The 25,522-nt window shown below is 65.0% G+C and carries 22 protein-coding genes and 6 pseudogenes; 13 read left to right on the top strand and 15 right to left on the bottom strand.

The window, feature by feature from the left end:
• Window positions 1-75 precede the first annotated feature (75 nt).
• The gene (locus EXE63_RS15065; RefSeq protein ID WP_168142593.1) at window positions 76-1,188 is read left to right on the top strand and encodes a PLP-dependent cysteine synthase family protein; all 1,113 of its coding nucleotides are present in this window, start codon (window positions 76-78) and stop codon (window positions 1,186-1,188) included.
• On the top strand, window positions 1,185-2,444 hold the full coding sequence (locus EXE63_RS15070) for an MFS transporter (protein ID WP_168142594.1): 1,260 nt from the start codon (window positions 1,185-1,187) through the stop codon (window positions 2,442-2,444). Before EXE63_RS15065 ends, EXE63_RS15070 begins: the two co-directional genes overlap by 4 nt.
• Window positions 2,445-2,775: 331 nt before the next feature.
• On the opposite strand, the gene EXE63_RS15075 is transcribed toward EXE63_RS15070, so the two are convergent.
• Window positions 2,776-3,876 carry an IS630 family transposase gene (locus EXE63_RS15075; protein ID WP_168140352.1) on the bottom strand — a complete coding sequence of 367 codons (1,101 nt, stop codon included), beginning with the start codon at window positions 3,874-3,876 and terminating at the stop codon, window positions 2,776-2,778.
• Window positions 3,877-3,978: 102 nt separating this feature from the next.
• Window positions 3,979-4,121, bottom strand: a pseudogene (locus EXE63_RS32975) (transposase); the annotation flags it as partial.
• Between the two features lie 309 nt (window positions 4,122-4,430).
• Between EXE63_RS32975 and EXE63_RS15085 the strand changes: the two are divergent.
• Window positions 4,431-5,111: a DUF305 domain-containing protein gene (locus EXE63_RS15085; RefSeq protein WP_168142595.1), complete on the top strand. Its 681-nt coding sequence runs from the start codon at window positions 4,431-4,433 to the stop codon at window positions 5,109-5,111.
• A gap of 15 nt (window positions 5,112-5,126) precedes the next feature.
• Here the strand turns inward: EXE63_RS15085 and EXE63_RS15090 are convergent.
• Window positions 5,127-6,375 (bottom strand): annotated as a pseudogene (locus EXE63_RS15090) (sensor histidine kinase).
• Window positions 6,361-7,099: pseudogene (locus EXE63_RS15095) on the bottom strand (response regulator transcription factor); the annotation flags it as partial. The pseudogenes EXE63_RS15095 and EXE63_RS15090, both read right to left, overlap by 15 nt.
• Before the next feature lie 144 nt (window positions 7,100-7,243).
• Here EXE63_RS15095 and EXE63_RS15100 point away from each other — a divergent pair.
• A complete protein-coding gene (locus EXE63_RS15100; RefSeq protein ID WP_168142596.1) occupies window positions 7,244-7,456 on the top strand; it encodes a hypothetical protein in 213 nt (70 codons plus the stop codon).
• An 80-nt stretch (window positions 7,457-7,536) separates the two neighbouring features.
• Window positions 7,537-8,991 carry a multicopper oxidase family protein gene (locus EXE63_RS15105; protein ID WP_168145597.1) on the top strand — a complete coding sequence of 485 codons (1,455 nt, stop codon included), beginning with the start codon at window positions 7,537-7,539 and terminating at the stop codon, window positions 8,989-8,991.
• Window positions 8,992-9,392: 401 nt separating this feature from the next.
• On the opposite strand, the gene EXE63_RS15115 is transcribed toward EXE63_RS15105, so the two are convergent.
• On the bottom strand, window positions 9,393-9,887 hold the full coding sequence (locus tag EXE63_RS15115; RefSeq protein ID WP_234904508.1) for a rhodanese-like domain-containing protein: 495 nt from the start codon (window positions 9,885-9,887) through the stop codon (window positions 9,393-9,395).
• 101 nt (window positions 9,888-9,988) lie between these two features.
• On the opposite strand from EXE63_RS15115, the pseudogene EXE63_RS15120 reads away from it, so the two are divergent.
• Window positions 9,989-10,706 (top strand): annotated as a pseudogene (locus tag EXE63_RS15120) (DUF1326 domain-containing protein).
• Between the two features lie 153 nt (window positions 10,707-10,859).
• On the top strand, window positions 10,860-11,429 hold the full coding sequence (locus tag EXE63_RS15125; RefSeq protein ID WP_168142597.1) for a DUF1942 domain-containing protein: 570 nt from the start codon (window positions 10,860-10,862) through the stop codon (window positions 11,427-11,429).
• A gap of 632 nt (window positions 11,430-12,061) precedes the next feature.
• On the opposite strand, the pseudogene EXE63_RS15130 reads toward EXE63_RS15125, so the two are convergent.
• The 3 genes and pseudogenes from EXE63_RS15130 to EXE63_RS15140 form a co-directional block, all read right to left on the bottom strand.
• A pseudogene (locus EXE63_RS15130) lies at window positions 12,062-12,457 on the bottom strand (transposase); the annotation flags it as partial.
• Between the two features lie 158 nt (window positions 12,458-12,615).
• A pseudogene (locus tag EXE63_RS15135) lies at window positions 12,616-13,607 on the bottom strand (L,D-transpeptidase).
• A gap of 716 nt (window positions 13,608-14,323) precedes the next feature.
• A protein-coding gene (locus EXE63_RS15140) for an IS3 family transposase (protein WP_168141301.1) occupies window positions 14,324-15,486 on the bottom strand; the annotation gives its coding sequence in 2 pieces (ribosomal slippage) (window positions 14,324-15,199 and window positions 15,202-15,486; 1,161 coding nt in all).
• A 57-nt stretch (window positions 15,487-15,543) separates the two neighbouring features.
• On the opposite strand from EXE63_RS15140, the gene EXE63_RS15145 reads away from it, so the two are divergent.
• From EXE63_RS15145 to EXE63_RS15160, 4 genes are all read left to right on the top strand, one after another.
• A complete protein-coding gene (locus EXE63_RS15145) occupies window positions 15,544-15,900 on the top strand; it encodes a Type 1 glutamine amidotransferase-like domain-containing protein (protein WP_234904509.1) in 357 nt (118 codons plus the stop codon).
• Window positions 15,897-16,370: a GNAT family N-acetyltransferase gene (locus EXE63_RS15150; protein WP_168142598.1), complete on the top strand. Its 474-nt coding sequence runs from the start codon at window positions 15,897-15,899 to the stop codon at window positions 16,368-16,370. Before EXE63_RS15145 ends, EXE63_RS15150 begins: the two co-directional genes overlap by 4 nt.
• Window positions 16,371-16,675: 305 nt before the next feature.
• Window positions 16,676-16,855 carry a GNAT family N-acetyltransferase gene (locus EXE63_RS15155; protein ID WP_168142599.1) on the top strand — a complete coding sequence of 60 codons (180 nt, stop codon included), beginning with the start codon at window positions 16,676-16,678 and terminating at the stop codon, window positions 16,853-16,855.
• Window positions 16,856-17,002: 147 nt separating this feature from the next.
• A complete protein-coding gene (locus EXE63_RS15160) occupies window positions 17,003-17,503 on the top strand; it encodes an ATP-binding protein (protein ID WP_234904510.1) in 501 nt (166 codons plus the stop codon).
• Between the two features lie 140 nt (window positions 17,504-17,643).
• Here the strand turns inward: EXE63_RS15160 and EXE63_RS15165 are convergent, their stop codons facing one another.
• On the bottom strand, window positions 17,644-18,195 hold the full coding sequence (locus EXE63_RS15165) for a YaeQ family protein (RefSeq protein WP_168142601.1): 552 nt from the start codon (window positions 18,193-18,195) through the stop codon (window positions 17,644-17,646).
• Window positions 18,196-18,319: 124 nt separating this feature from the next.
• On the opposite strand from EXE63_RS15165, the gene EXE63_RS15170 reads away from it, so the two are divergent.
• Window positions 18,320-19,837, top strand: a complete 1,518-nt coding sequence (locus EXE63_RS15170; protein WP_168142602.1) for a DHA2 family efflux MFS transporter permease subunit — start codon at window positions 18,320-18,322, stop codon at window positions 19,835-19,837.
• 12 nt (window positions 19,838-19,849) lie between these two features.
• Here the strand turns inward: EXE63_RS15170 and EXE63_RS15175 are convergent, their stop codons facing one another.
• The 4 genes from EXE63_RS15175 to EXE63_RS15190 all read right to left on the bottom strand — a co-directional run bounded on the left by EXE63_RS15175 (window position 19,850) and on the right by EXE63_RS15190 (window position 22,780).
• Complete coding sequence (locus tag EXE63_RS15175) at window positions 19,850-20,110, bottom strand: lipopolysaccharide assembly protein LapA domain-containing protein (protein ID WP_168142603.1); 261 nt, start codon at window positions 20,108-20,110, stop codon at window positions 19,850-19,852.
• A 331-nt stretch (window positions 20,111-20,441) separates the two neighbouring features.
• Complete coding sequence (locus EXE63_RS15180; protein WP_168142604.1) at window positions 20,442-21,530, bottom strand: methyltransferase; 1,089 nt, start codon at window positions 21,528-21,530, stop codon at window positions 20,442-20,444.
• A 70-nt stretch (window positions 21,531-21,600) separates the two neighbouring features.
• Entirely contained in the window at window positions 21,601-22,263 is a 663-nt protein-coding gene (locus EXE63_RS15185) for a CIA30 family protein (protein ID WP_168142605.1), read from the bottom strand.
• Window positions 22,264-22,300: 37 nt separating this feature from the next.
• Complete coding sequence (locus EXE63_RS15190; RefSeq protein ID WP_234904511.1) at window positions 22,301-22,780, bottom strand: DUF4174 domain-containing protein; 480 nt, start codon at window positions 22,778-22,780, stop codon at window positions 22,301-22,303.
• Between the two features lie 105 nt (window positions 22,781-22,885).
• Between EXE63_RS15190 and EXE63_RS15195 the strand changes: the two genes are divergently transcribed.
• On the top strand, window positions 22,886-23,140 hold the full coding sequence (locus tag EXE63_RS15195; RefSeq protein WP_105362626.1) for a metallothionein: 255 nt from the start codon (window positions 22,886-22,888) through the stop codon (window positions 23,138-23,140).
• 29 nt (window positions 23,141-23,169) lie between these two features.
• Here EXE63_RS15195 and surE read toward each other — a convergent pair whose 3' ends face one another.
• Together surE and EXE63_RS15205 are read right to left on the bottom strand one after the other, a co-directional pair.
• Window positions 23,170-23,958, bottom strand: a complete 789-nt coding sequence (gene surE, locus EXE63_RS15200; RefSeq protein WP_168142606.1) for a 5'/3'-nucleotidase SurE — start codon at window positions 23,956-23,958, stop codon at window positions 23,170-23,172.
• Window positions 23,959-23,978: 20 nt separating this feature from the next.
• A complete protein-coding gene (locus EXE63_RS15205) occupies window positions 23,979-24,998 on the bottom strand; it encodes a 1-phosphofructokinase family hexose kinase (protein WP_168142607.1) in 1,020 nt (339 codons plus the stop codon).
• Window positions 24,999-25,522: the final 524 nt, after the last annotated feature.

The following is a 25,522-nucleotide window of genomic DNA, read 5'->3' on the forward strand; positions in this document are numbered from 1 at the left end:
CGAGTCGGTGATCGCTACCCATGTCAGTCGCCGCGACAACGAACGTCGTGGCATCACCGAAAGTGACCCACGTTCATGAGCCATGCTCTGTCCATTCACTCACCCAGCCACTTCGCCGCCCATCATCACCGCCTGCGTCGCTTTGACATGCCGGGAACGATGATCGGGAATACACCTGTTCTGAGGATCGGGGCGCCGTTCAGCGACAACGGCCACGGTTTCTGGGCCAAACTCGAAGGATTCAACCCTGGCGGTATGAAGGACCGCCCCGCGACGCACATGGTCGAGCGGGGCCGTGCGCGGGGCGACTTGCGGCTTGGCGGCCGGATCGTCGAATCAACAAGCGGCACATTGGGACTGGGGCTGGCTCTGGCAGGCACCGTATACGGCCATCTCGTAACCCTTGTCACAGACCCCGGCCTGGAACCGATCATTTCGCGCATGCTTACCGCCTATGGTGCTGATGTCGATGTCGTGGCTGAACCGCATCCTTCAGGTGGGTGGCAGCAAGCGCGACGCAACCGGGTCATGGAGATCCTGGAATCTGACCCGAGCGCGTGGTGTCCGGATCAATACAACAATCCGGACAACGTTGATGCCTACCGCGGTCTGGCAGAGGAGCTGTCTGCTCAACTTGGCACGATCGACGTACTTGTCTGCTCGGTCGGCACCGGGGGGCATTCGGCCGGAGTTGCGCGGGTGCTGCGCGAAACAAACCCCGAGCTGCGGCTGATCGGGGTGGATACGATCGGCTCAACCATCTTTGGTCAGCCTGCACAGTCCCGGTTGATGCGGGGGCTGGGCTCGAGTATTTATCCTCGTAACGTGGACTACGCCGCCTTTGATGAGGTTCACTGGGTCGCTCCTGCAGAGGCCGTCTGGGCGTGCCGTACCCTGGCGTCTACCCACTACGCCAGTGGCGGCTGGAGTGTTGGCGCCGTCGCGTTGGTAGCTGGTTGGGTTGCGCGGACGAATCCATCGAGCACAACCATCGCCGCCGTCTTCCCAGACGGGCCCCAGCGCTACTTCGACACCATCTACAACGACGACTACTGCCACAGCCATGGGCTATTGGGAGGCACTCCGCCGCGGAATCCAGAGGTCATCACCGATCCCCGCGGACATGTTGTGACGTCCTGGACGCGCACCTCAGCCGTTACAGATCCGACAGCAGTGCTACCTCGATGAGCTTCATGGGGCAGTTTCGTACGTTCGGCTGGCCGAGCCGGCTGCTGATGATCAATCAGTTCGGCATCAACCTCGGTTTCTACATGCTGATGCCCTATCTCGCGGGATACCTCGCGGGCCCGTTGGGTCTGGCGGTATGGGCTGTCGGACTTGTTCTTGGAGTGCGGAACTTCGCTCAGCAGGGCATGTTCATCGTCGGCGGTACGCTCGCCGATCGGCTCGGTTACAAGCCGCTGATAGTCGCCGGCTGCGTACTGCGCACCGGCGGGTTTGCGCTCCTTGTTGTCGCTGAATCACTACCCGCAGTGCTGATCGCCTCCGCGGCAACAGGATTCGCAGGTGCCCTTTTCAACCCTGCTGTGCGCGCTTACCTGGCCGCCGATTCAGGACCGCGACGCGTCGAGGCCTTCGCTACTTTCAACATCTTCTATCAGGCGGGCATTCTCGCCGGGCCATTGGTCGGGCTTGCGTTGTTAGCTCTCGACTTCCGTCTTGTTGCCGCATCGGCGGCGGCCGTCTTTGCGGTTCTGACTGTGGCCCAGCTGTTCGCACTGCCGCAGCATCGAGCGACGCCGCAGGGTGAGAAAACCACCGTGCTGCAGGACTGGCGGACCGTCATCAGGAACCGGTCATTCCTGTTGTTCTCCACGGCGATGATCGGTTCCTACGTTCTGTCTTTCCAGGTGTACCTGGCGTTGCCATTGCATGCGAAGGCCCTGTTTCCCGCGCATGAATCCCTGATCGTGGCAATGGTGTTCGCCGTATCGGGTCTTGTGGCTGTTGCCGGGCAGCTCCGCATCACCCGGTGGTTCACCCAGCGTTGGGGGTCGGGGCATTCGCTGGTGATCGGAATGCTGATCCTCGCAGCCGCCTTCACACCGATGATCGCGGTCCCCAACGTCGAACGGTGGGGCGAGGTCGCCGCGGTCATCGCCCTCGTCGTTGCAGCAGCGGTGCTTGCGGTGGGCTCAGCGGCGGTGTTCCCCTTCGAGATGGACACCGTCGTCTCGCTCGCTGAAAACCGATTGGTGGGTACGCATTACGGCTTCTACAACACCATCGTCGGCATCGGTATCTTGGCAGGAAACCTGGCCACCGGCGTGCTGATGCAAGCTGCACGAGACGCTGGCCGCGATGAAGTCGTCTGGGTCGTGTTGACCGCAATTGGGCTGATTGCTGCCGCCGCGCTGTACCGGCTAGACCGAACAGGCCGCCTGGTCCCCGATTCGGCGAAGACCACAACACACGCGGCTTGACCACAGGGGCCAGGAGATCCTGCGTGGGCGGAAGATCGGGACCGCGTCGCGCATCAGATCCTTCATCAGTAGGCGGAGGATGGCTGTGAGCGACTGGCTTCGCTGTCATCCTGTGACGATTGAGAGGTCGCAAACGCGGACAGCAAGGGGCGGGCCGCCATACGAAGGGCCATCGGCGCTCGCACGATCGCTGTCCCGACCGGTGGCCTTGATGCTGTCCGCGAGGATGGGGGCGAGTAGTTCAGCTCACCGATGCCCCAGGCCGATGGAGGAGCAACATAGTCGGGTGTTAGGACCGTATGCTGACCCGCTACGGCGTGGCCAGGCTGCACTAGTGGTCCGTCTGCGTATTGACCTGGTGGAGAGAGGCTCTGCCGCGTCGGACTTTGGTGATGATGTCCTCGGCGGGGGCTTTCCAGATGAAGGGTTTGGGATCGGCGTTCCAATGGGTGGCCCAGGCGATGATGGCTTCGGAGAGTTCGGCGACGCTGGTGAAGGTTCCGCGGCGCAAACGTTTGTCGGTGAGTTCTTTGAACCATCGCTCGATCAGGTTCAGCCACGAGCTCGAGGTCGGGGTGGGATGCATGTGCCAGCGGCGACGATCCTTGTGCGCCAACCACTTCGCGATCTCAGGCGTGGAATGCGCTGACAGGTTATCCAGAACGACGTGTACAGAGAGTCCACGCGCGACGCTGGCGTCGATCTGCTTGAAGAACCGCAACACGTCCGCACCGGTGTGGCCTTTGCGCAGGTCGGTCAGGACCTCGCCGGTAGCGACGTTCATCGCGGCGAACAAGTCGATGGTGCCGTTGCGCTTGTAGTCATGGGTCATGGTTCCGGCGCGGCCGGCCTTCATCGGTAACGATGGTTGAGTACGGTCCAACGCCTGGCACTGGGTTTTCTCATCGAAGCTGAACACCACCGCCCGCGCGGGTGGATTCATGTACAGCCCAACGACATCGACCAGCTTCTCCTCAAACCGCGGATCGTTGCTGACCTTGAAGGTTTCGACCTTCCACGGCTTGAGCTTGTGATCGGCCCAGATCTTGGCCACCGAGTCCTTGCCGATCCCGACCCGGGCAGCCAACGTGCGGGTACTCCAATGCGTCGAGCCGTCGGCAGGTCGCCCCTGATGGGTCAGCCTCAATACTTCTTCGACCGTGCCCGCCGGCAGACTCGACTTACGTCCACGCCCTTTGGCGATCCGGCCCACCCCCTCGATCCCCTCCTGGGCGAACCTGGAACGCCAGCGCCGCACCGTGTCCGAGTCCACACCGCTGCGCCGCGCGATCTGCTCGTTAGCCACCCCGTCAGCAGCCCACAGCAGCGCCTGCGCCTGCACCACTTGCCGATGCGGCAACGACGTCGAGGCCGCCATCCGCTCCAACTCCGCACGCTGCGCATCACTGACCGGCAACGCGACAGCTGTCATAACAGGCATACTACAAACTACCAGATTAATTCACAGACAGACCACTAGCGGGACCGCCCGACTGGCCGAGTCGTGCGCCTACACAACAGAGCTCAGATGGCGTCGAGAGGCCCCCGAGGAGTATTCGGTGGGCACCAATCCGACGTAGGCACCGATCGAGGCACCGGTGAACGGGGTCAGTCGCCAATCTCCACCAACAGCGCCAGGCCTGTTAATGCGGAGATCCCGCGCAAGCACCCCCATCGGAGCAGCTCAGCAGCACCGATGCCGAGGCGAGCATCGCTGCGAGGGTTTGCAGTTTCACTCTCGGCACGCCTCTCGTTCATCTACGTAGTGCGATAGTAGATGTGTTCGTTGGTCCGGGGAGCAAGGACCAGTGCGTGTACGAAGTCCAGGTGACGGGCGCGGGCTGCAGCTTCATCGAATCTTCATCGAAAGACGAAGGGAACCATATCTGTTCCCCAAAGGCTGTAGTGGGCGTCCGCCGCGAGGTTCCACATTGAACAGGCGCGTGGTGCCGAATACTGACGAGCATCATCAGAAGAGGAAGTGGCATGCACAACGGGCAACGAGTCGGGATCGCCGCAGCCGCGGCGGCTGCGATCTTCACGATCAGCGCATGTAGTAATTCCGGGAGCGACACGCAGGCGCCGACGTCGCCGCCCACCGGGACGTCGGCGGCGAATTCGAGCGCCGCACCTGCAGCGCAGTCGCACAATGATGCGGACGTCGTGTTCGCGCAGGGCATGATCCCGCACCACGAGCAGGCGGTTGAGATGAGTGACATGCTGCTGGCCAAGGAGGGCGTCGACCCGCGGGTGATCACGCTGGCCAATGAGATCAAGACTGCTCAGGCTCCCGAGATCGAACAGTTGACGGGCTGGCTAAGCCAATGGGATGCCTCGACGGCACCGTCCTCACCGAGCAGCACCATGCCGTTCATGCCGAGCCACGACATGTCCGGGGGCAACATGCCGGGAGGTGACATGCCAGGGATGGCGGGGCACGGGCTGATGTCCGATGAGGATATGGCGGCGCTGCAGAACGCGCAGGACGCAGAGGCGAGCCGACTGTTTTTGACCCAGATGATTGAGCATCACGAGGGCGCGATCGTGATGGCGCAACAGGAGATCGACAACGGGCAGTTTCCTGCGGCGGTGACGATGGCGCAGTCAATCGTGTCCACGCAGCAGCAGGAGATCGCCACGATGAAGGGAATGCTCGACTCGCTGTGAGTCCGGCGCCGGCAATCAGGTGTCGCGGCGTGGCAGGCGGCGCTTCATGATCTTCGGGGTGCTGACCGCGGCGGTGACATCCCTTGCCGGTGCCATCGCCGCACCGTGCGGTCCCGCCAACGGCAACACGATGGTGAATTGGGCTCCAGCGCCGACCCCTGCGCTGGTGGCAGCGATGTGCCCGCCATGTGCTTCCACCAAGGCCTTCGTGATGGCCAAACCGATGCCCGCCCCGCCGTCGCGGCGATTGCGCGCGGCGTCGACGCGGTAGAACCGCTCGAACAGGTGCGGTAGATGTTCAGCTGCGATGCCCTCGCCGGTGTCCACGACGTGCATCGTGAGTCGGTCGCGGCCGACGCTGACACCTATGGTGACGCGTCCTCCCCTGAGTGTGTGCCGTAGTGCATTGTCGAGCAGGTTGCCGAGCAACCTGGGCGAGCCGCTGAGGGTCACCACAGAGCGGTGGGATCTCGGGCGGAAGTTCTGAGTCGAGTCCGACGCCGGCGGCGGCGAACCGCTCCCGTACCGCGGTCAGGGCGTTGTTGAGAAGTTCCCCCACGTCGACTGATGTGACTGTCAGACTGGACGAGCTCTCCTCGGCCTGGGCGAGTGCGGCGACGTCCTCGGAGAACCGCACCAGCCGACGCGTCTGGTCCCGCAACATGGCGGTGGTCGCCGGGTCCGGTGAGCGCACCCCGTCATCGAAGGCCTCCATGTAGGCCTCCAAGACCGACACCGGAGTGCGGATCTCGTGAGCGAGATCGCCGAACAGTCGCCGACGGGTGGCATCAACGGTCTGAAGCCGGCTGGCCATCTGATTGAAGGCCTCGGCGAGCGCATCGAAGTCGTCGCCGAGCCGAGGCGGTGACACACGAATGTCGTAACGCCCGTCGGCGACCGCGGTGGCCGCCCCCGCGACCTCGGTAACCGACCGCTGAAACCGCCGGCTGACATACCAGCTCACCGCCAGCGCTGTGAGTGCTGAAACCGCCAGGGCCACACCGACGGCCAGCACGGTCGCGTACCGGTAGGCCTCCTCGGCGTGCACCTCCTCCATCGAATTGGCGGGCACACCGGCCCGGTGGAGGTGCTCGCGGAACAACGGAGGTCCGACGATCGCTGCGACGATGAAGGTGGTCGCGGCACCCGCGGTCAGCACCAACACCTGGGCCAACAGCAACCGCATCCCAATACCCGGCCGACGCGACGATCGGCGCTGCGGTGCCTGATCATCCGTCCTGGCGATCCACTGGCCCGTCCCCATCCGATAACCGACGCCGCGGATGGTGACGATGAAGTGCGGCGCTGCGGCGTCGTCACCCAGTTTGCGCCGCAGATGGCCGATGTGGACGTCGGCGAGATGGTCATTGCCGACAAAGGGCCCGTCGCGGATCGTCTCCAGAAGCTGGCGACGACTCAGCACCACACCCGGCCGGGCTGACAGCACGTCGAGAATGTCGAACTCCGTGCGGGTCAGAATGATCGGCTGCTCATCGAGGAACACCTCCCGGCCGGCGACGTCGACGCGCAACGTGCCGATGCCGTGGCGGGACGGCCTCCGCGCCCCGCGCCTCCGCAGCACCGTGGAGCATCCGCGGCCGACGCAGCATCGCCCGAATGCGCGCGACCAACTCGCGTGGGCTGAACGGTTTGGTGATGTAGTCATCGGCGCCCACGGCGAGACCGAGGATCGTGTCCATCTCGGTGTCACGTGCGGTCAGCATGATCACGTAGGCATCGGAGAAGGTGCGCAGCTGGCGGCACACCTCCAACCCGTCGACACCGGGCAGTCCGATATCCAGGACGACGACATCGGGATCCAACTCACGCGCCACTGTCAGCGCCTCGGAACCACTGAAGACCACCGTCGCCTCGAAGTGATCACGCTCGAGGTAACTGGCCACCACTTCGGCCAGCGGCACCTCGTCATCGACCACCAGCGCCCGATATCCGCGGGCGCCCAGTGCCGGCGCTGAACTGTCATCCATGGCCTTCATGGTGCCCGCTCGACACCAACTGGCGGCCCCTGACTGTCCCTTGCGCTGAAAGTCTTGAGCGAATCTTCACACGACCCACACCGATAACCACTGAGTTGGGGGCCAGCATCGGAGCCGAAGGAGGTGCGATCAGACATGCAGTGGTGCATCGACATCGTCAGCGGTATCGGCGGGGGCAGTTTGCTCCTGATGGTCGGCGCCGTCGGGGTCCTCTGGCTGATCGCGATTTTCGGCATGGCCGTGTTGTTCCGGACGTCAACCCAGGACGAACAACGCCGCGCATCCCCCCGCACGGATCCGCATTCGCCGCCAGTCCTGGCCGAGAACGAGCTGAGTAGGCGTCGGTGACACAGATCGGCACACCCGGTCGTCAGCCGGAGTTGGTGTGCGCGGACACCGGCCCCCGCCGATTCACCAGGCGCACCTTCATGGCTGCCACCGCAGCGGTCGGCGGCCTCGCCCTCACTGGCTGTGGTGGGGCCGACGGATCCTCGGCACCGGGCAACGCCGTGGCGGCCGCCGAGGCGCAACGCCCCCATACCGGCCGCACGGTCACTGCGTCGCTGAGGCCCAGGCCGGCGACCATCGACCTGGGTGGCACCCGGGCGGCCACCTTGGCATACGGCGACACCGTGCCCGGTCCGTTGCTACGCGCAACGGCGGGCGATGACCTCGTTGTCACCGTCAACAACGAACTGGCCCGCCCGACCTCGGTGCACTGGCACGGCATCGCGTTGCGCAACGACATGGACGGCGCAGCTCCGGCCACCCATGACATCGACGCCGGCCGCGAATTCACCTACCGGTTCTCCGCACCGCACCCGGGAACCTATTGGGCTCACCCCCACACGGGGCTCGACGCCGACACCGGGCTGTATCTGCCCGTCGTCATCGATGACCCCGCTGAGCCGGGCCGTTACGACGCCGAGTGGATCGTCGTCCTCGACGACTGGACCGACGGGATCGGCAGCACCCCAAGACAAGTGTGGCGCGCCCTCACGTCAACGGACGTACCCGCGCACGACATGCCCGGCATGGGGGAGATGCCCGGGATGGTCGACATCGGCACCAGCGCGCTGCTCGGCGGGGACGCAGGGGACGTCAACTACCCGTACTACCTGATAAATGGCCGAATACCCAGTGCACCCAGCACCTTCACCGCCGTGCCCGGCCAACGCATCCGCATCCGCATCATCAACGCCGGCTCCGACACCGCGTTCCGCGTGGCCTTGGCCGGTCATTCCCTGACCGTCACCCACACCGATGGCTTCGCCGTCGTGCCCGTCGACGTGGACGCCGTGCTGGTGGGAATGGGAGAACGCTACGACGTCATCGTCACCGCAGGCGACGGTGTCTTCCCGTTGGTGGCAGCGGCCGAGGGCAAGGACGCGCACGCGCGGGCACTGCTGCGCACCGGCGCCGGAAGCCCGCCCGAGGCCGATTTCCGACCGGGCGAGTTGACCGCACGTGTTGGCACCCTCGAGTCGTTCACCGCCACGCCAGCGGCGAGCCTTCCCGGCGGTGCGACCGACGTGACGCTGACCGCGCAGTTGACCGGGTCGATGACGGGTTACGACTGGTCGATCAACGGACGAGCGTTCCCCGACAATGCGCCGCTGATGGTGCAGCAGGGGCAGCGAGTCACCCTCGTGTTCGACAACGCGACGACGATGTGGCATCCCATGCATCTGCATGGCCACACCTTTCAGACGGTCCGCGCCGACGGCACTCTGGGTGCGCGAAAGGACACGGCCATCATCTTGCCGCGGCGAACCCTAACGACCACGTTCATCGCCGACAATCCCGGAGTATGGATGCTGCACTGCCACAACACTTATCACCAGGAAGCCGGCATGATGACGACCGTGGGGTACACGCCGTGAAACGCCAGGCGTCGATCTCACCGTCCCGGCGCGGCTGGAAACATCCAGAATCGTTGTACACCCGTGTATCGGCGCGAGCGGCGTCGACGTCTGGCGGGTTGGCTCCTGGCGGTGATCCTCGGCGCGGTGATGGGTTCGTGCACGCATCAGCGCATCTCGGGCGACTGAACACCGCGGGTTATCAGGATCTACTGCTGGGGTTTCCGATGGCTGCGGTGCTGGTCGTCGGCTGGCGTCCTCGTGGGCGCCCGGTATGTGCGCTCCTGACCGCACGTAGTGCTCCACTCACTTCAAGGTCGGGGCTCCTGTCGCGTTCAGGGCGGAGCAAGTTACCGATGCGTCTGGCCGCGGATCGCCGTGTCTGGCCACCTACTTCGTCGCGCCGATGTAGCGCGTGCTCGTCACGGGCCGGTCAGTGGACGACCGTCGGCCTGCCATGCCTTCATCCCTCCGCGCAAGTCGACGACATCGGTGTAGCCGAGGTCGCGGAGCGTCTCGGCTGCGATTGCGCTCATCGGTCCTGACCGGCAGTAGATGGCGAGTGCCGCAGAGCGATCGGCCGGGAGTCGGCCGGCCTGCGGCCCGATCTGGTCGAACGGGATCGACAGATCCGTGCCGGCTATGTCGCCCTCAAAGGGCACGTGGACATTAACGGTGACCCGGTTTGGTTCGTCGATCACCGCAGCGAACTCGGCTGGGTCGACCATCCGCGCGGAGGGGCGCTCTCGACTGGGAGGGCTCGAGTCGGGGGACGGTTCGCCGGTCACGCACCCCGCCAGGGTCAACACGAGCAGCGTCGCGGCGACCGCGGTGGGCGACGGGATTGCCCGCCGACTCAGCAGCGGTCGATGTGACCGTCGTGGCATGACGCGGTGCGGTGCAGCGAATTCTGTCATTATTGAACTATACCCCCTAGGGGTACTTTCGAACGCGGCGTTCGCGGATACGGTCTCGATACCACCTACCCCCATGAGGTCTCAAAGAATAGAAGTGCTCCATGACGGCGACATCAGCAACGGTCGACTGGCATCTGCGAGGTGACCGGTTCGACGTGTGCAGCTGCAAGCTGCCCCGCCCGTGCAGCTTCGCCCGAGTGCTCACCCACGGTGACGGCCTGTTCACCCTGATCTGGCACGTGCGCGAGGGCCGCTTCGGTGAGGTGGACTAGGTGGGATTGAACGTCATCGCACTGGGCGAGTTCGCGGGCAACATGGTCGGTGACCCGAACGCCGTGATGAAGCTGATGTGTTCTACATCGACTCGAAGCGCCGACTCCGCCCAGCGCCACGCTCTGGAGCGCCTCTTCGCCGGCGAGGAAGGCGGCTGGCCGGCCCAGTTCGCCAGCCTCATCGAGGACTTGCGCGGGATCGAGTACCCACCGATCTCCTTTGCGCCACCGCCGATCTCGCCTACTGGCGCGGGGCAATCCCGGGCGAGGTCGACCTACACGTCGCCGCGCTCACCGGCCCACCGCTGATCCTCATCGACGCGTCACCACCGCCAACGCTCCAGGCACCGAGGTCGGACCCGGCCGAGTCGCCACGTGGGGAGTGGTTGAGCGCGACCATGCCGTCGGCTTCGAGCGGTCCCACGAGCACCCCGGTGGGCCCAGCAAGCACTTCCCCTTCGACTGCACGCACGACACGGATGACGCGTCCTCGGCTGTACCGGCATCAATTGCAGAAGATGACTCCTCGTGCCGGTGCCACGCCTGACCGGCACCGCGGAGACCCTGCTCAGTGCCCGCCGCGTGACATCAATCAAATGATGAACATCTACTATCGATGTACGTAGATGGTGTTGGCTGCCAGCTCCGCCCCGCCCGATCGAGGTTCATCGAAAGCACCCCCGAGGAAGGAATCATCACCATGCGCCTACATATCGTTTTCGTCGCGGCGATTGTCACCGTGCTCGTCGGCTCGGCTGCCGCAATAGCGGCACCCGCCTCGGCCCGTGAACACTGCCGCCACCAGTTCGGGTCGCAACAGCACGTTGCGGACGCAGGTGGCGCCGTCGTCGAGGAATGGATCGTCGCAGATATGCAGATGTCCACCGCTACCCTGCCCGGTTACGCACCGCGCGGACAGATCTGGGAGGCGTCGCTGACCGTGCGTGCTGCCGCGGGCACCGTGACGCCGATCATTCCCAATCTGTCCGCCGTGACCAAAGAGGGTCAGCGCCATCCCGTGCTGTGGCAGATCGCCACTGCGCAAGGGCTCCCCGCCACCACACTGGCCGAAGGCCAAAGCTCAAGTGGCAAGGTGTACTTCGACGTTGTCGGAGCAGACCCGATGGCGATCTTCTACGACAACGGCACCGGTCAACCCTTGATGTGGCGCTGCAAGGCCGGCGGCATGTCGATGCCGATGCCCATGGAGAACTGCCCCATGTGTGCTGCCATGAGTCGGCCGTGTCCAGACTGCCGCGACGAAATGTAGGCCGAAGGACCTGCGCTTAGCGACGTACGGGAAGACCGGCTGGCCGCACCGTGGCGCTGACAAGACGAACGGGATTACCAGAACGCCTAATCGGAGCCTTCAGCAATGAGCGAAGATTCGACCACCGGCTAGCGAAAGGTATGACGTCAACAACGACGCCATCCACCAGCGCTACCGCTGTCCCTCGACGCCCACACGAACGCACCGGCTGCGAGTGGCAACTCGAACAGGAACATCTACCGGCTGAGGTCGTAGTGGTTTTACCATGTTCTCTTTATCGATCTCCGCGGCCACGGGGATGATCCCAAACAATCGGGTGCAGCCCGCGGGAACACCTTCTTGTTGTTGTCGTTCGGCACTGCCGTGAGCCAGCCGGCCGCAACTTCGCAGACCGACATTCGCCCCGGCAGCGCGGCAGCAACGATAACGCTAACGGGCTTGTGCGCCAATATATGCCGTAAGGCACAGGCCTCAGCATCTGGGAAGACATTCAGCTCCATCAGAGCGCCAAAGAACTCAGTGACCGTCCCTGATTGTGCCTGAATGACAAGACTCCGGCCGAATTTCTGCCTGCAACGATGGGAGCGTCAGTACACACTTCGCTGATTCGCAGCGTGGACTGGAATCCGCCGCGGCTCCAACGGCCGGCGCTGCCAGACCAGTACCTCATCGAAGATTTCATCGACGATCGTGGAGATCGTCTCATGCGACACCTCAATACCGACCGTGGCCGCGAGGTAGAATTGAATGTCGCGCAACGTCATCCCGCCGGCATCCAGCGAGATGATCATGTCATCGAGCCACCGATAACGCCGGGCCCCTTTGCCCGACTGCGGGGTGACCGAGCCATCGCGGTCTCGTGGCCAGGTTCCAGGGCCAGCTTGATCAACCCCGGCAGCAAACCGCCTTCGCCGGTCAGGGTCACCTCGTCCGTGTCGATCTGAGCCAGCAGATCGTCGACTGCACCCGAGGCCCGCGCAGCGCCTCAGCCATCTCCACGGAACCGCCTCAACCGGCGACGAATCCACATTCTTGCCTGTCCGTAACGAACTGCGATCCTTCCTTTCTTCAAGACTTACACAGACTATTGGACACGCCTGGATCGCCGCCGCAGCCTTGTCCCTCGACCAAGTCCTTTGAACCCGCGGACCTCGGGAGTCGCACGGGCGCAATTTAAGTGAATCATTTAGATCTGCCAGTCCTGTGCACCGTCGTTCTGGTTGTAGAGGCCGCCGGTGGTGTTCTTGATGACGACGGGGTCGCCGCTGCCGAAGTTGTCGTAGAACCATTGCGCGTTGGCCGGGCTGAGATTAGGGCATCCATGGCTGACGTTGCGCCTGCCCTGATCGCTCACCGATCACGGAGCGCTGTGGACGAAGATGCCGCTGTTGTCGATGCGGACGGCGTCTTGGACTTTGAGCTTGTAGCCCTCGGGCGAATCGATCGGAACGCCGTAGGTGGATGAGTCCATCACGAGGTCGGCGAACTTCTCCAGCACGTAGTAGGTGCCGTTCGGGGTTTCGTAGTTTGGTTTACCCAAGGAGACCGGGAACGTCCTTTCGGCGATGCCGTTTCGCGTGACGGTCATCTGGTGGGTCGAGTCGTCGATGGTGGCGACGAGTGATTCACCCGTGCGGAAGCTGGACTTCGTTCCCGAGGCATCGATGCTGACCGTTGTGTTGGCCGGCCAGAAATCGAAGGGGCGCCAACGAACCTGGGTGTCCGACATCCAGTAGAACTTGCCGGGAACGGGCGGGTTCGACGCGATGTGGATAGCTTGTTCGGCCATGGGACGGTCGGCGATCGTTCGCTGGAAGTTGATGATGATCGGTTTGGCGACACCGACCATCGACCCGTTGAGAGGATTGAACGTCGGGGGGCGAACACCGGTGGGCCGGAATAAGGAGTCGGGTTCTGTCCTACTGGGCTACCAGACGCCACCGGAGTTGGAATGGCCGACGGATCTGGTGACTGCATCGGCGGAATTGGCGGCGCCGATTGGTTGGCAGCTGTTGTCATGTCCAACACCGGAGCGCCGGTCAAGGTAGGGGTGACCGGATCAGGTGAGTCCGGTCCTACCGGTTGAGCATTCGCACCCGGACCCGTCACCAGCGTCGCGTTGAATGCGATGATGGCGACCACGCCGAGTGTGGCGCTCATGATGGCTCGCCGGGTCATGATTTGTCCTGAGGTCGTGCGATTGGCCTGTGGTTCGCACGGGCATTGAGCTGCACCGAATCGGCTCCTCGAGATCTACGTGCATCGGATGTAGATCGACCCCGGCCAGCCAGCGGCGAGGCCGACTGGCCGAGAAGCATGCCACCGTCACGCAGTGGCTTTGCGGCTCGCCAGGCCGTGGACACCCTCCGACCAGGGTGCAGAGTGAACATAGACGCCGCCGTAGGTCGATGAGTCGATGATGGGGTTGGCGTAGCTGTCGCTGATGGTATGGGCCCGCTATCGGTGGGGGCGCTGGCTTTGCCCATCGACAGGCATGGTGTTGAGTGCCTCGCGGTGGCGAGTCGACCGCCATGCCGAATCGCCGCGGTTAAATGCCAGCGCCGTTCCGGAACGAGCTTGAGGGTTGCTCGGGCGGGCGTTGACGTGTAGCAAATTGGCACGAAGCACCCCTTTCGACCGCTCGGATAACTGGCATTACGACCTTCAGTGTTGCTGGGAAGGATATGGGTGGGCTAGCTCTTCGGTGAAGATTTGATAAAGGTGACCCGCCGTTCGGTCGCATCGCGACAATCACGCGGGGACAACGCCGTTGCGGTTCGTACTTGGCCGGAACTTGACGCGGCACCTATGAGAACACCTATTGGTGCAAAGTGAGTCTCGCGCGGGCCCGCCTCGAAACACGGGTCTGCTGCACGATCAGGTGACAGTTTCGGTCACGCGGCCTGACTGGCCGGTGTGGTCATGATTGCTTCGAATTCGATCGGGGTCAACCGCCCGAGGCCGGCTTGGCGCCGGCGGCGGTGGTAGGTCCGTTCGATCCAGGTGACGATCGCGATCCGCAGCTCCTCGCGGGTCTCCCAGCGGCGGCGATCGAGCACGTTCTTCTGCAGCAGAGCGAAGAAGCTCTCCATGGCCGCATTGTCACCGGCCGCCCCGACACGGCCCATTGACCCGACCATCTCGTAGCGGCCGAGTGCGTGCACGAATCGTCTTGACCTGAACTGAGACCCACGATCGCTATGAACTATGCACCCGGCCACATTAGCGCGGCGTGCCACCGCGTTACTCAAGGCCGTGGTCGCTAACCGGGACTTCATCCGGGAGTCGATCGAGTACCCGACGATGCGGTTGGAGTACACGTCCTTGATCGCGCAGAGATAGAGCTTGCCTTCACCGGTACGATGCTCAGTGATGTCGCTGAGCCACAACTGATTTGGGCCACCCGCGGTGAAATCGCGCTCGACAAGATCGTCGTGCACCGGCGGGCCGACCTTGCCGTTCTTGCCGCGTTTCTTACCGAACACACTCCACAATCGATTCTGCGAGCAGATCCGCCAGCCGGTGCGCTCAGCCATTGGCTCACCGGCATCGCGGGCCTCTTCGACCAGGTAGCGGTACCCGAACTCGGGGTCATCCTGGTGGGCGTCGAACAGGGCGTTGGCGCGGTAGGCCTCGATCATCTCGGCGTCGGTGATCGGCTGGGCCAGCCAGCGATAGTAAGGCTGGCGGGCGAGCTTGAGTACCCGGCACGTCACCGCCACGGGAATCCCGTCGGCAGCGAGCTCACTTACGAGCGGGTAGACCCTTTTCCCGGCAGATTGGCCTGCGACAAATACGCTGCCGCCCGGCGCAGGACCTCGTTCTCCTGCTCCAACAACCGATTCCGGCGACGCAGCTCCCGCAGCTCAGCCGACTCACCGGTGCTCTTGCCGGGCTTGGCACCTTCATCGATATCGGCTTGGCGCATCCACTTGTGCAGCGTCATCGGGTGCACACCGAAATCAGTGGCGATCTGTTCGATCGTCACACCGTCATCGCGGTTGCGGGCCACGCGGACGACATCGTCACGGAACTCACGGGGGTAAGGCCTGGGCACACTGACATCCTTCCAGCTCACCCATCCCGGGCAAGCCAACTCAGATGTCACCTATTCGTGCAGCAGACCCTGCTGACCGGAATCTCGGCAGGATCGATCTGCTGGCACGCCGGGGGCACGACTGACTCGTTTGGCCCCGCGCTTCAACCGATCAGCAATGGGTTGGGTTTCCTGCCGTATGGCAATGGTGTGCACTACGACTCCGAGGAACAACGCCGGCCATTGCTGCATAGCCTGGTCGCAAATCGGGTGTTGCCGGCCTCCTACGCCACCGATGACGGGGCAGGACTGCTCTACCGCGGAACAACGTTTGTGGAGGCGGTCGCTGAGAAAAGTTCAGCGGGAGCATATTTCGTGCAGGCACTGGGAGATGGCGCGGCCGAGACCGCGCTAGATGTGCGGCGGCTGCCATGACCACGATTACGTTCCGCGCGGCCGTTGTCGAGGACTTCGAGTTCATTTTCGAGCTGCACAAGGCCACGCTGGGTCCGTACGTGAATCAGGTGTGGGGCTGGGATGACGAGGATCAGCGCGCGTATCTGAGCCGCACACTCGATATCGCTGCCACCCAGGTGATCGTCGTTGACGGCGTCGATGCGGGACGGCTGAACCTCGCCCACCAGGAGGGCGATGTGTACGTGGGTCTGATCGAGGTTGCGGCGGGCTTTCAGCGCCGAGGGATCGGCAGCCGCATTCTGCGTGATGTGCTGGATGACGCGTTCGGCGCCGATCGCGGTGTGCGCCTGAGCGTGTTGAAGGTCAACAGCGATGCCCACCGTCCATACCGGCGTCTGGGGTTCGTCGAAGAGGAGGTCGAGGACGCAGACGCGGACGTCCGTGTGCATCTGCGCGCCCATCCGCCGGCATACTCGCATTCGGGGTGACGGGATGTCGGTGACGTTGCGTGCAGCCACGCCTGGTGATCGTCGGTTCATGGTCAAGATGGCGCGGTACGCCTGCGTGATCGAAGATCGGCCCCTGCCCGACCCGGACGATGACGAGGTGCTGGAGATGTTGCCCGCGCCGGGAACCGTGGCGATCATCGCCGAGGACTGTCAAGGATCGCCGGCCGGGGCAGTGTGGACCTATCACAGCAATCCACCGCTGCGCACGGATGCTCTCGGGGTGCCGTTGCCCGAGCTGTGCATGGCGGTCGTGCCGGAACAGCGCGGCGCCGGCATCGGGGGGAGTGCTGCTGGATGCTCTGTTCGCAGAACTCGCGCAACTGTTCGACACAATGTGCACCAACGTCCACGTCCGCAATCCCGCACGACGGCTCTACGAACGCAAGGGCTTCCGCGAGGTCGGCCAAGGCCACGGCCCGCTGGGGATAGCGATGCTCAAAGACCTACGTAGAGAAAATGATTGACACAGCCACCTGGATCCCGGTTTCGTACTTGGACTACAGCGCTCCCGTGGCGTCGCGCAAGTAATCACCAGCGATGAAGAATTCGGCTGCGCGTTCTTGCCGGTAGCGTCGTTGCTCATGATCGTCTGGATAAACGGAACCCATGGTGTGGGCAAAACGACAACCAGCGCTCTGCTCCAAGGACTGCTCCCGGACTCGCGCGTCTTCGATGCGGAGACGGTCGGCGGGATGTTAATGGATATCACCCCGGGTCTACCGGAGACTGACAACTTCCAGCATTGGCCGCCATGGCGACCGCTCGTAGTCGAGACTGCCCGTCACGTCCTGGCCTTCACCGGTGGCACATTGGTGGTGCCGATGACGGTGCTGGTCCAGCAGTACTGGCGTGAGATCAGCTCAGGATTGCAGAGCTACGGTATCCCGTTGCGGCACTATGTCCTTCATGCCGATCAGGAGACGTTGCGCACACGGATCGAACGCGACACCGAGATGGGGCCGTCGGCGTTCCGGCTGGCCTACCTGCGGGCCTACGAGGATGCAGCACGCACGTGGCTGCACGAAGCGGCAGAAGTCATCGACACCGTGGATATCGCTCCCGAAGGCGTAGCCACCAGGATTGCTGACGCAGTCATAGGCAGTTCTCGTTGAGCTATCGGTGGCCGGCTAGTGCGTTTCCTTGCCGGAGTGCGTTGAACGCCGACGGACGCGCTGTCGTGGCGTGGCGAGTCTCTACCGTGGCCGTCGACTCGGGCGGCCGATGAGATCGGTGAGCGAACCTGCCCACGGTGTCACTCCAGCGGCTCGGGCGTGAAGGTGACGTCGACATCGCCCACGGTCATCGTCACCTGACCTTCCATCACCATCACCTGCGCCGAGACCCGGCGATCGACGGTCTGGGCCAGCTGCTGCACCGCTGCATGCGGTATCTGCACCACCGACAGGTTCGACAGCCCCGCCACCTTGGGCCCCACGGTGCGCCACCAGGTGGCCACGCCGGCGGCGAACGGATACAGCAGCACCTGATCGGCCTGGCCGGCCGCCTTGCCCAAGGCGCGTTCATCGGGTTGGCCGACGTTGACCCACTCCAGGATGCGGCCCGTATAGTCGGCGAGCCGCAGGTCCGGGACCCCCGGGGTGGACAAGCCGGCTCCGAACGTCAACTCACCGTCGACGTCGCTGAGCCGGTGTGCGCGCAGCCCAAACGCCAACAAGCGCACCACCATCCGCTCGTCGGTCTCACTGGGATGACGGGCCACGGTCAGCGTGTGATCGGCGTAGTAACCGTGATCGACATCGGAGACGCCAAGTTCGACTTTGAACACCGTTGCTGAAAGGGCCACGTCCTAGTGTCCACCCTGCTGGTGTTCCCCGAGTAGTCAGGCCGCTTCGACGTGGCGAAGCACGCCAGTCCGCCTCGTGCCGGGGCGTGACAGACGGACAGTGCGGGTACCGTTCGCGCGGACGATGCTTCTAGTGGGCGTGGAGGGCGGCGTGATCGATCCGAGCGGACTGCGGATGGGGACCGCCGCCGGCCGGTGGGCCCTGCTTGCCACTGTGCTCGGGTCCGGCATCGTGATGATCGACAGCACAGTGGTGAACGTGGCGTTGCCGCACATCGGCGCCGACCTGGGTGCCGGCTTCGGTGGTCTGCAGTGGGTCATCAACGCCTACACACTGACGCTGGCGGCACTGATCCTGCTCGGCGGTTCACTCGGCGACCACTTCGGCCGCCGGCGAGTATTCGTGATCGGAGTGGTGTGGTTCGCGGTCGCCTCGGCCGCCTGCGGCGTGGCGCCGAACGTCGAGACACTGATTGCCGCCCGGGCGTTGCAGGGGGTGGGCGGCGCGCTGCTCACCCCGGGCAGCCTGGCCTTGATCTCGGCGTCGTTCCGCGGTGTCGACCGCGCCGCCGCGATCGGCGCGTGGTCAGGGCTGGGTGGGCTGGCCGGCGCGGTGGGCCCGTTTGTGGGGGGCTTCCTTGTCGAGTGGAGTTGGCGGGCAGTCTTTCTCGTCAACCTGCCGCTGGCCGCGGTGGTCATCGCGGTAACGGTGCTCCGCGTGCCCGAAAGTCGCGATCATCAGTCTCCGCCGGGCCTGGATATCAGTGGTACGGTCCTCGCCGCGCTGGGCCTCGGCGCGCTGACGTTTGGGCTGACCAGCCTGGGCAGTGCGGGCGCCACGGTGAGCGCCCTGGTGGCGGTCGGTGCCGGCGTGCTCGCGCTGGCCGCGTTCGTCGCGGTGGAGTGGCGTTCCCCGCATCCGTTGGTGCCGCCGTCGCTGTTCAGCGACAACACGTTTCGTGTGGCGAACGCCATGACATTGCTGATCTACGGGGCACTGGGAGTGGTCTTCCTGATTCTGGTCTTGCAGCTGCAGACCGTCGCCGGATTCAGTCCCGTCGCGGCCGGGGCCGCCCTGCTGCCGGTAACGGCAATCATGCTGGTGTTCTCCGCCCGCGCCGGCGCACTCGCCAGCCGGATCGGACCGCGACTGCCCATAACCCTGGGTCCGCTGCTCTCGGCGGCCGGACTGTTGCTGATGCTGCGCATCGGCCCAGAGGCGTCATGGCTCGCCGACGTCCTGCCCGCCGCGCTGGTATTCGGCGCCGGCCTCGCCCTGGTCGTGGCACCACTGACGGCCGCCGTTCTCGACTCCGCACCGGACCGACTCGCGGGAGCGGCATCCGGAGTCAACAACGCGGTCGCCCGAGCCGGAGGCCTCCTGGCCGTGGCCGTCCTACCAGGCGTAGCCGGTATCGGCGGCACCGACTACGCCGATCCCACCGCGTTCGACGCCGGGTTCCGCATCACCATCGTGATCGCCGCGGCCCTACTGCTGGGCGCAGCCATTCTCGCCGGCGTCGGAATCAGGCCCCGGCACGCCGTCGGGGGCTCGGGGGATCGCGTGCGTGTCGAAGAGCGCGTCCATTGCCCGATCAATGGCCCTGCGCCATGTCCCGGCGCGTCGAGCCCGCCCACCTGATCAGAGCACGGCTCACGTGATCGCGCGCCGCACCCGAATGGCCGCGCTGACGATCAGTGCGATGACGGCGCCGACCACTGCGGCGCCGATCAGCCAGACACCTTGGGCCAGATCGACGTTCCACCCGACGAAATTCACCGTGGTGTGAACCGTGTTCTGCAGCGCGAAGATGGCGAGGGCCACGACGAGGACGAGAGCGACGATCAGTCCGAACTTGGCGGCCAGGCCGCCGGCACGGCGGCTGGGGATGTGATCGGCGGTGGAAGTGCTCATGATGCTGCTCCTTCAGTTGATGGGGTTAACGGCTTGTCGCCGTGGTTTTTTCGTGCTGTCAGCGCCGGCGCTGCTGCTTCTGGGCGCGGCGCTCGCGAACCTTGTGCTTGACGACGCCCCAGGTGACACGGCCGAGCCCCTCGAAGAGACGACTGACGATGCCTCGGTCCTTGCTCATGCGATGTGGCCTACTTCCTGAGATTGCCGGCCTTCTGGTCAGCTACTTGAATAGACGTATGCCACAGCCCAATCCGCACGCCGAACGGGGCGTGACGTGTCTAACACCGCCGGCAGGTTTAGCTGTCCCCTGACCGTGCCGGAGAATCCGCGCCTAGATCTTTTCTGCCTCGATGAGATCGTGCGGCACGACAGAGAACCTGCGGCCGGTGGGGCGCAGGCCGGCTCCGGTGAACAATGTCGACAGTTCGTCCAACGAGCGCAGACGTCCGCCGTCCCGCTGGGTCAACGTGTGCAGGTCGAGCAGCGGTGAGAACGGATTCGGCCGATTTGGTGGCTGCAGGTACTCGATCACCACCAGCCTGCTGCCACGGGGCATGCTCGCGGCGACCGCGTCGAGGATCTTCGCGCAGCGTTCGTCGTCCCAGTCGTGCAGCACATCCTTGAGCAGGTAGACATCGGCGGTGGCGGGCACGGCGCGGAAGATGTCACCCTCGACACGGTCGATGCGGTCGGCAACCGCGCGCTCTGCGAGGAATCCCTCTGCCTCGGCGATCATTCCCGCACTGTCGACCAGAACCCCGCGCAGGTTCGCGCGCGACTCGGCCACGATGACCGACAACAGCGTGCCGATCCCACCGGCCACGTCACACACCACCGCTCCGTCGGGCCACGGATACACCCGGGCGATGGCGCGGGCACTGATCTCGGTGGCCTGACGCATGGTCGCGGCGAACACCCGCTGCTCGTCGGGGTGCGTGGCGAACCACTCCCACACCGACATACCGTGCACGATCTCGAACGCGCTGTGACCACTGCGCACGCTGGCGGCCAGGCCGCCCCAGGCATCGACGGTCGACCGCATCCCCTTGTAGCGCATCCAGGCCCGCAGCGACGCGGGATGGTCGCCGCGCAACACCGCGCCATTGCGGGTCAGTTTCACCGCACCGGTGCGGTGATCCATCGTGCACAGGTCGCATGCGACGGCGCCGCGCAACAGGCGATATGTGGTCTCTGCATCGCAGTCGATCCGTCCGGCGATCTGCGGGCCGGTCATCGGCCCATCGGCAAGCACATCGGCAATTCCGAGTTCAGCGATGGCTGCGGCGATCTGGACGCCGGCAACACCCTCACCGAGGTCCAGCATCGCGATCTGCGGCGGCACGAGCATGTCTGCGAACTGCTTGAGCCTGCGCCGCAAGGCGAGCGTGGCCAAAACCACGGGGAGAGGCGTCGACGCCATCGGTGAAGGCTACCGCCACGGTTCGCGTTGTTTGGGTGTTCCGGCGAGATAGCTGCTGCGGCAGGCCCTCTCAGGTGGTGGCATCGACTGCGCTGATGATGAGTTCGAACGGGCCCTGCTGTTTGTCGAGAATGTAGACCGAAACCTGGTTGATGCCTGAAGGTTCCAGGGTCTGCGGCGCATCGGGTGCCGGATCGAGGCGCATCCCGACCGGCCGGAAGCCCTCGATGGGTAGTTCGTGGACCTCGGGTACGGCGGCCCGGGTGGGGAAACGCTGCACGTAGGACCATGGCTGCCCGGCAATACCCACCTTCAACAGGTAGGTCTTTCCGTCGCCCCGCGCGTGCACGCGAAGCGACTTCGCACCTGTTGCTCGCCGCCCGAGTTCGGGGTCCTGCGGGCTGCGGGCCGAGGCGAACCCGCCATTGTTCTCCAGCGAGAGAGTGCCGGAGAACACGAGTCCCCCATCGCCGAATGCGATCTTCGAGGTGGACCTTCCGCCCATGACAGGGTCGTTGACGGTTGTCCAGGTGGCGACCTCGCCGGCATCGTCGAGGTCGACGAGTACCGACGAGCGAGGAGTTTCCGGCGTGGTCGTCGTCTCGTCTGCGCTGGCGGATCGCTCGGCGCCTCCGCACGACGCGACCAGAATCGCCGAGCACGCGAACACGATGCCGGCCAGCCCACGCGGTAGCCGATGACCTCGGCACGTGCGGTGCCGGCAATTCTTCATGAGGTCACTGTCCGCTTCTATCGGAGCACGTCGGTCATCAACACCGACTCGGATCGGTGGCCATCTCGCGGTTGCGCATGGGCATGCCGTCAACCACGGCATAGACCGTGTGAAGATCCGGCACCTGGTTGACGCGCAGCTTCTCGCCGCCGTCCTTTCCGATCAACAGCACGCTGAACGCGTTCTCCCCGATCGCATATTGGCTTGCCAGCCCCCGTGACTGATCGGCGCTGAGGACGTGGCCATCGAGCGTGCTGGTGCCGTCGGTCACCACCAGGCCGGTCACCATGTCGCGACTGACAAAGTCACATCGACTGGCCTCGATTAGGCTCAGCGTTTCCACGAGCCGGGGATCGCTGCCGGTAGGTGCGAACAGCAGCAAGGGTCGACTTTTCCAGCGGTAGTCGCTGAGTTCGGCGGCCACGGCGGGAGCTGATCCGAGGACGGCGCCCATCACGAGAGCAATCAGCAGGAACGCCAACCGCCGAACACTGCGCTTCTCGACCATGATGATCATCGACTCTACCGACGCATGCCGGGTTGTCGAGGTCGAGACCGCCTGCCCGTTTGCCGACCCGCGCGGCCGGGCACTCATTGCCGAACTGCAATGTGAGGAGTTCTCATGGCAATCTGCGATACCTGCGGCAACGACTACGACAAGGCATTCTCGGTGACCTTCGCGGACGGGCATTCGGCGACTTTCGACAGCGTGGAATGTGCCGCTGTCCAGCTCGCACCCGATTGCGCGCACTGCGGCTGCCGGATCCTCGGCCATGGAGTGGAGGCGGACGAGGGCATCTTCTGTTGCGCCCACTGCGCGCGCAAAGCATCCGGCGCCGACATCAACGACCGCTACCCGGTGCCGGCCGGGGCCTGAGGCCGCGCACACGTCGGGGCGCCCCGGCGTCAGCTGGTGGCCTGCGCGGTCCTCGCTCGCAGCCAGTGCTGCACCAGCCCACCGTTGTGCGCCTCGACGGACCGGAGCTCGGTGAGCGTCGGGTGCCCGGCAGCCAGCAGAGCGCTGTCGGTGCCGGGTTCGGGATCCTCGCTCATCTCGAACTCGGCCAGCCGGACGTCGCCATCGCGAACCTCGTCGACCCGCGCCTGCACCGCCCCGCCACGCGCCAGCGGGGCATGCCGGATCGGACCGACCTCGGATGCCGGCCGGTCAGGGACGTTGAAGGACAGCACGGTGGCCTCGGGCGCATCGAGCAGCAACTGCAGCACCGGCGCCACGAGACCAGCGGCGGTTGCCCAGTGGCGCTGCCCACTGGGGCGCAGCGCTACATCCAAAGACACCGCCAATGCGCGGACACCGTTGGTCTTCGCGGTCAACGCCGCGCCGACGGTCCCCGAATGCAGCACCGCCTGACCAACATTCGCGCCGTGATTGATCCCGGACAGCACCAGGTCCGGACGCGGATCGAGCCAGCCGCTCAGCGCCGCGGTAACGATGTGCCCGGGTTGCGCCCGGACGGCCCAGGCCTCGATGCCGTCCAACCCGGGCACCTCGCGGCGCTCGATGATCGTGCGGCCGTCTCGGCGGACCGCGGTCAGGGACGCACTGGCGCCGCTGGCCTGCTCCGCGGGCGCGGCCACGATCACGTCCAGCCCCGCCCGCCGTGCCGCGACGGCCAGCGCGTGCAGGCCGGCCGAGTCGATCCCGTCATCGTTGGTCACCAATGCGCGTGGCACCTGTCGTCCTTCCCCTCGTCCTATCCCCACGGGCGCAGCTCGACCCGCTCGGCGAGTGTCTCCACGGCCTGCGCGCCGCCGGTGCCCAAGCCGTGGCGCACCACATTGAGCGCCCCGCACGCCGCGCCGATCTGCAAGGCTCTGCGCAGCGAACGGCCGGCTGCCAGCGCGGCGACCATGCCTGCCGTCATCGAGTCCCCGGCACCGGCCGGGTCCGCCGGCTCCAGCTTCGGCATCTCGACTTCCAGGACGGCACCGCCTCGCGTCCCGTCGGCTCCTGCGTCGTGTTCGTCGAGCAGGGCCAGGGCGGGTGCGGCTCCGGAACGCGACACGACGATCGTGCCTGCGCCGTCGTCGCGCATCGATCGCATGGCCGCGACGAGGTCTTCGGCATCGTCGGATGTCGCCCGGCCGTCGTCGAGCAGTTCCTCGTGACTGACCTTGATCAGATCCGGTCCACCCGCGAGTACCGCCTCAAGTCGCTCGCCGGCGAGGTCGGCGGCGACCTTGCACCCGTTGGCACCGAGGTCGGTGGCCAGGCGACGGTACAGGTCGGCCGGGACAACCCGGTCGTCCTGCGGCCCGGACAGCAGCACCCACCCGTGAATGAGACCGTCGGTCAGGGTCAGTTCGTAGAGCGAGTCGAGCTCGTGGCGGTCCAGCGGGCTCCCGGGGCTCTCGGCGATGATGTCTCGATCCCCGGAGCGGCGGTCGTGCACATATGCCCCGTTGCGTGCGCTGACCGCAACGCTTCGCACGGTGACGTCCGCTGTCGGCAGGAGATGGCCGAGCACGGAGCCGGTTTCCCCGCCGAGTGCTGCGCACAGCACGGTCGGCACGCCGAGTGAGGACACCATGCGGGACTGCCATACGCCCTGTCCCCCCGCGTGTACGTGAACGTCGGCCTCCCCGGAACGGTCCTCGATGGTGACGGTCAGCACGGGCGACGGAGCGAAGATGACAACGGTCTGCGGTTTCTTCGGCACGGCCGTGACATCGGTCTGGTCGTGCTCGTGCCCGGAGGTCTCCGTACTCGTCATGGATGGGGGAGTACCCACTCGGTGGATTTGTGCACCGACGCCGGGAGCGGGGGTTGGACGCATTGCCCGGCCGCCAGGTGACCAGCGCGGAAACCGCATAACGGCACGCGAAACCGCAGCCCGGCGTTAGTCTCCAACAAAGTTAGCTTCATTCACTATCGCAAAGGCGCTGGGCAAATGGTGGAACGACTAACTGCGTGGGTCAGCGCCGGGCTTTTGTCCGGCGGGGTCACTGCTGCCGTGTTCGCGGGTGCAGGTGCTGCTGTCGCGGACGATCGGTCGGGCCCGCAGAGCGGCTCGGCCTCAAGCCCTGCGGAAGGCCCGACAACGGGCACCGTCCGTGGCCCCCGACTCACTACCGTCCGAGACATAGAGAGTGAGAAGCCCGACACCGACCCGGAATCGGGCGCCCCCTTGGCGGAGTCTCCCGAAATCTCCGACCCGGCAGAGAGTCTCACTGAACCGCCGAAGAAAAAGAAGAGGAACCTGACCGCCAGGACCGCCGCGGTGACGGCGCCACGGGT

Source organism: Mycolicibacterium frederiksbergense (genome assembly GCF_012223425.1).
GTDB classification, from domain to species: domain Bacteria; phylum Actinomycetota; class Actinomycetes; order Mycobacteriales; family Mycobacteriaceae; genus Mycobacterium; species Mycobacterium frederiksbergense.

Coding starts and splice junctions, on each gene's coding strand:
- EXE63_RS15065 (WP_168142593.1), top strand. CDS start 76: ATGAGCCATGCTCTGTCCATTCACTCACCCAGCCACTTCGCCGCCCAT.
- EXE63_RS15070 (WP_168142594.1), top strand. CDS start 1,185: ATGAGCTTCATGGGGCAGTTTCGTACGTTCGGCTGGCCGAGCCGGCTG.
- EXE63_RS15075 (WP_168140352.1), bottom strand. CDS start 3,876: ATGACAGCTGTCGCGTTGCCGGTCAGTGATGCGCAGCGTGCGGAGTTG.
- EXE63_RS15085 (WP_168142595.1), top strand. CDS start 4,431: ATGCACAACGGGCAACGAGTCGGGATCGCCGCAGCCGCGGCGGCTGCG.
- EXE63_RS15100 (WP_168142596.1), top strand. CDS start 7,244: ATGCAGTGGTGCATCGACATCGTCAGCGGTATCGGCGGGGGCAGTTTG.
- EXE63_RS15105 (WP_168145597.1), top strand. CDS start 7,537: ATGGCTGCCACCGCAGCGGTCGGCGGCCTCGCCCTCACTGGCTGTGGT.
- EXE63_RS15115 (WP_234904508.1), bottom strand. CDS start 9,887: ATGACAGAATTCGCTGCACCGCACCGCGTCATGCCACGACGGTCACAT.
- EXE63_RS15125 (WP_168142597.1), top strand. CDS start 10,860: ATGCGCCTACATATCGTTTTCGTCGCGGCGATTGTCACCGTGCTCGTC.
- EXE63_RS15150 (WP_168142598.1), top strand. CDS start 15,897: ATGACCACGATTACGTTCCGCGCGGCCGTTGTCGAGGACTTCGAGTTC.
- EXE63_RS15170 (WP_168142602.1), top strand. CDS start 18,320: ATGCTTCTAGTGGGCGTGGAGGGCGGCGTGATCGATCCGAGCGGACTG.
- EXE63_RS15175 (WP_168142603.1), bottom strand. CDS start 20,110: ATGAGCACTTCCACCGCCGATCACATCCCCAGCCGCCGTGCCGGCGGC.
- EXE63_RS15180 (WP_168142604.1), bottom strand. CDS start 21,530: ATGGCGTCGACGCCTCTCCCCGTGGTTTTGGCCACGCTCGCCTTGCGG.
- EXE63_RS15185 (WP_168142605.1), bottom strand. CDS start 22,263: ATGAAGAATTGCCGGCACCGCACGTGCCGAGGTCATCGGCTACCGCGT.
- EXE63_RS15190 (WP_234904511.1), bottom strand. CDS start 22,780: ATGATCATCATGGTCGAGAAGCGCAGTGTTCGGCGGTTGGCGTTCCTG.
- EXE63_RS15195 (WP_105362626.1), top strand. CDS start 22,886: ATGGCAATCTGCGATACCTGCGGCAACGACTACGACAAGGCATTCTCG.
- EXE63_RS15205 (WP_168142607.1), bottom strand. CDS start 24,998: ATGACGAGTACGGAGACCTCCGGGCACGAGCACGACCAGACCGATGTC.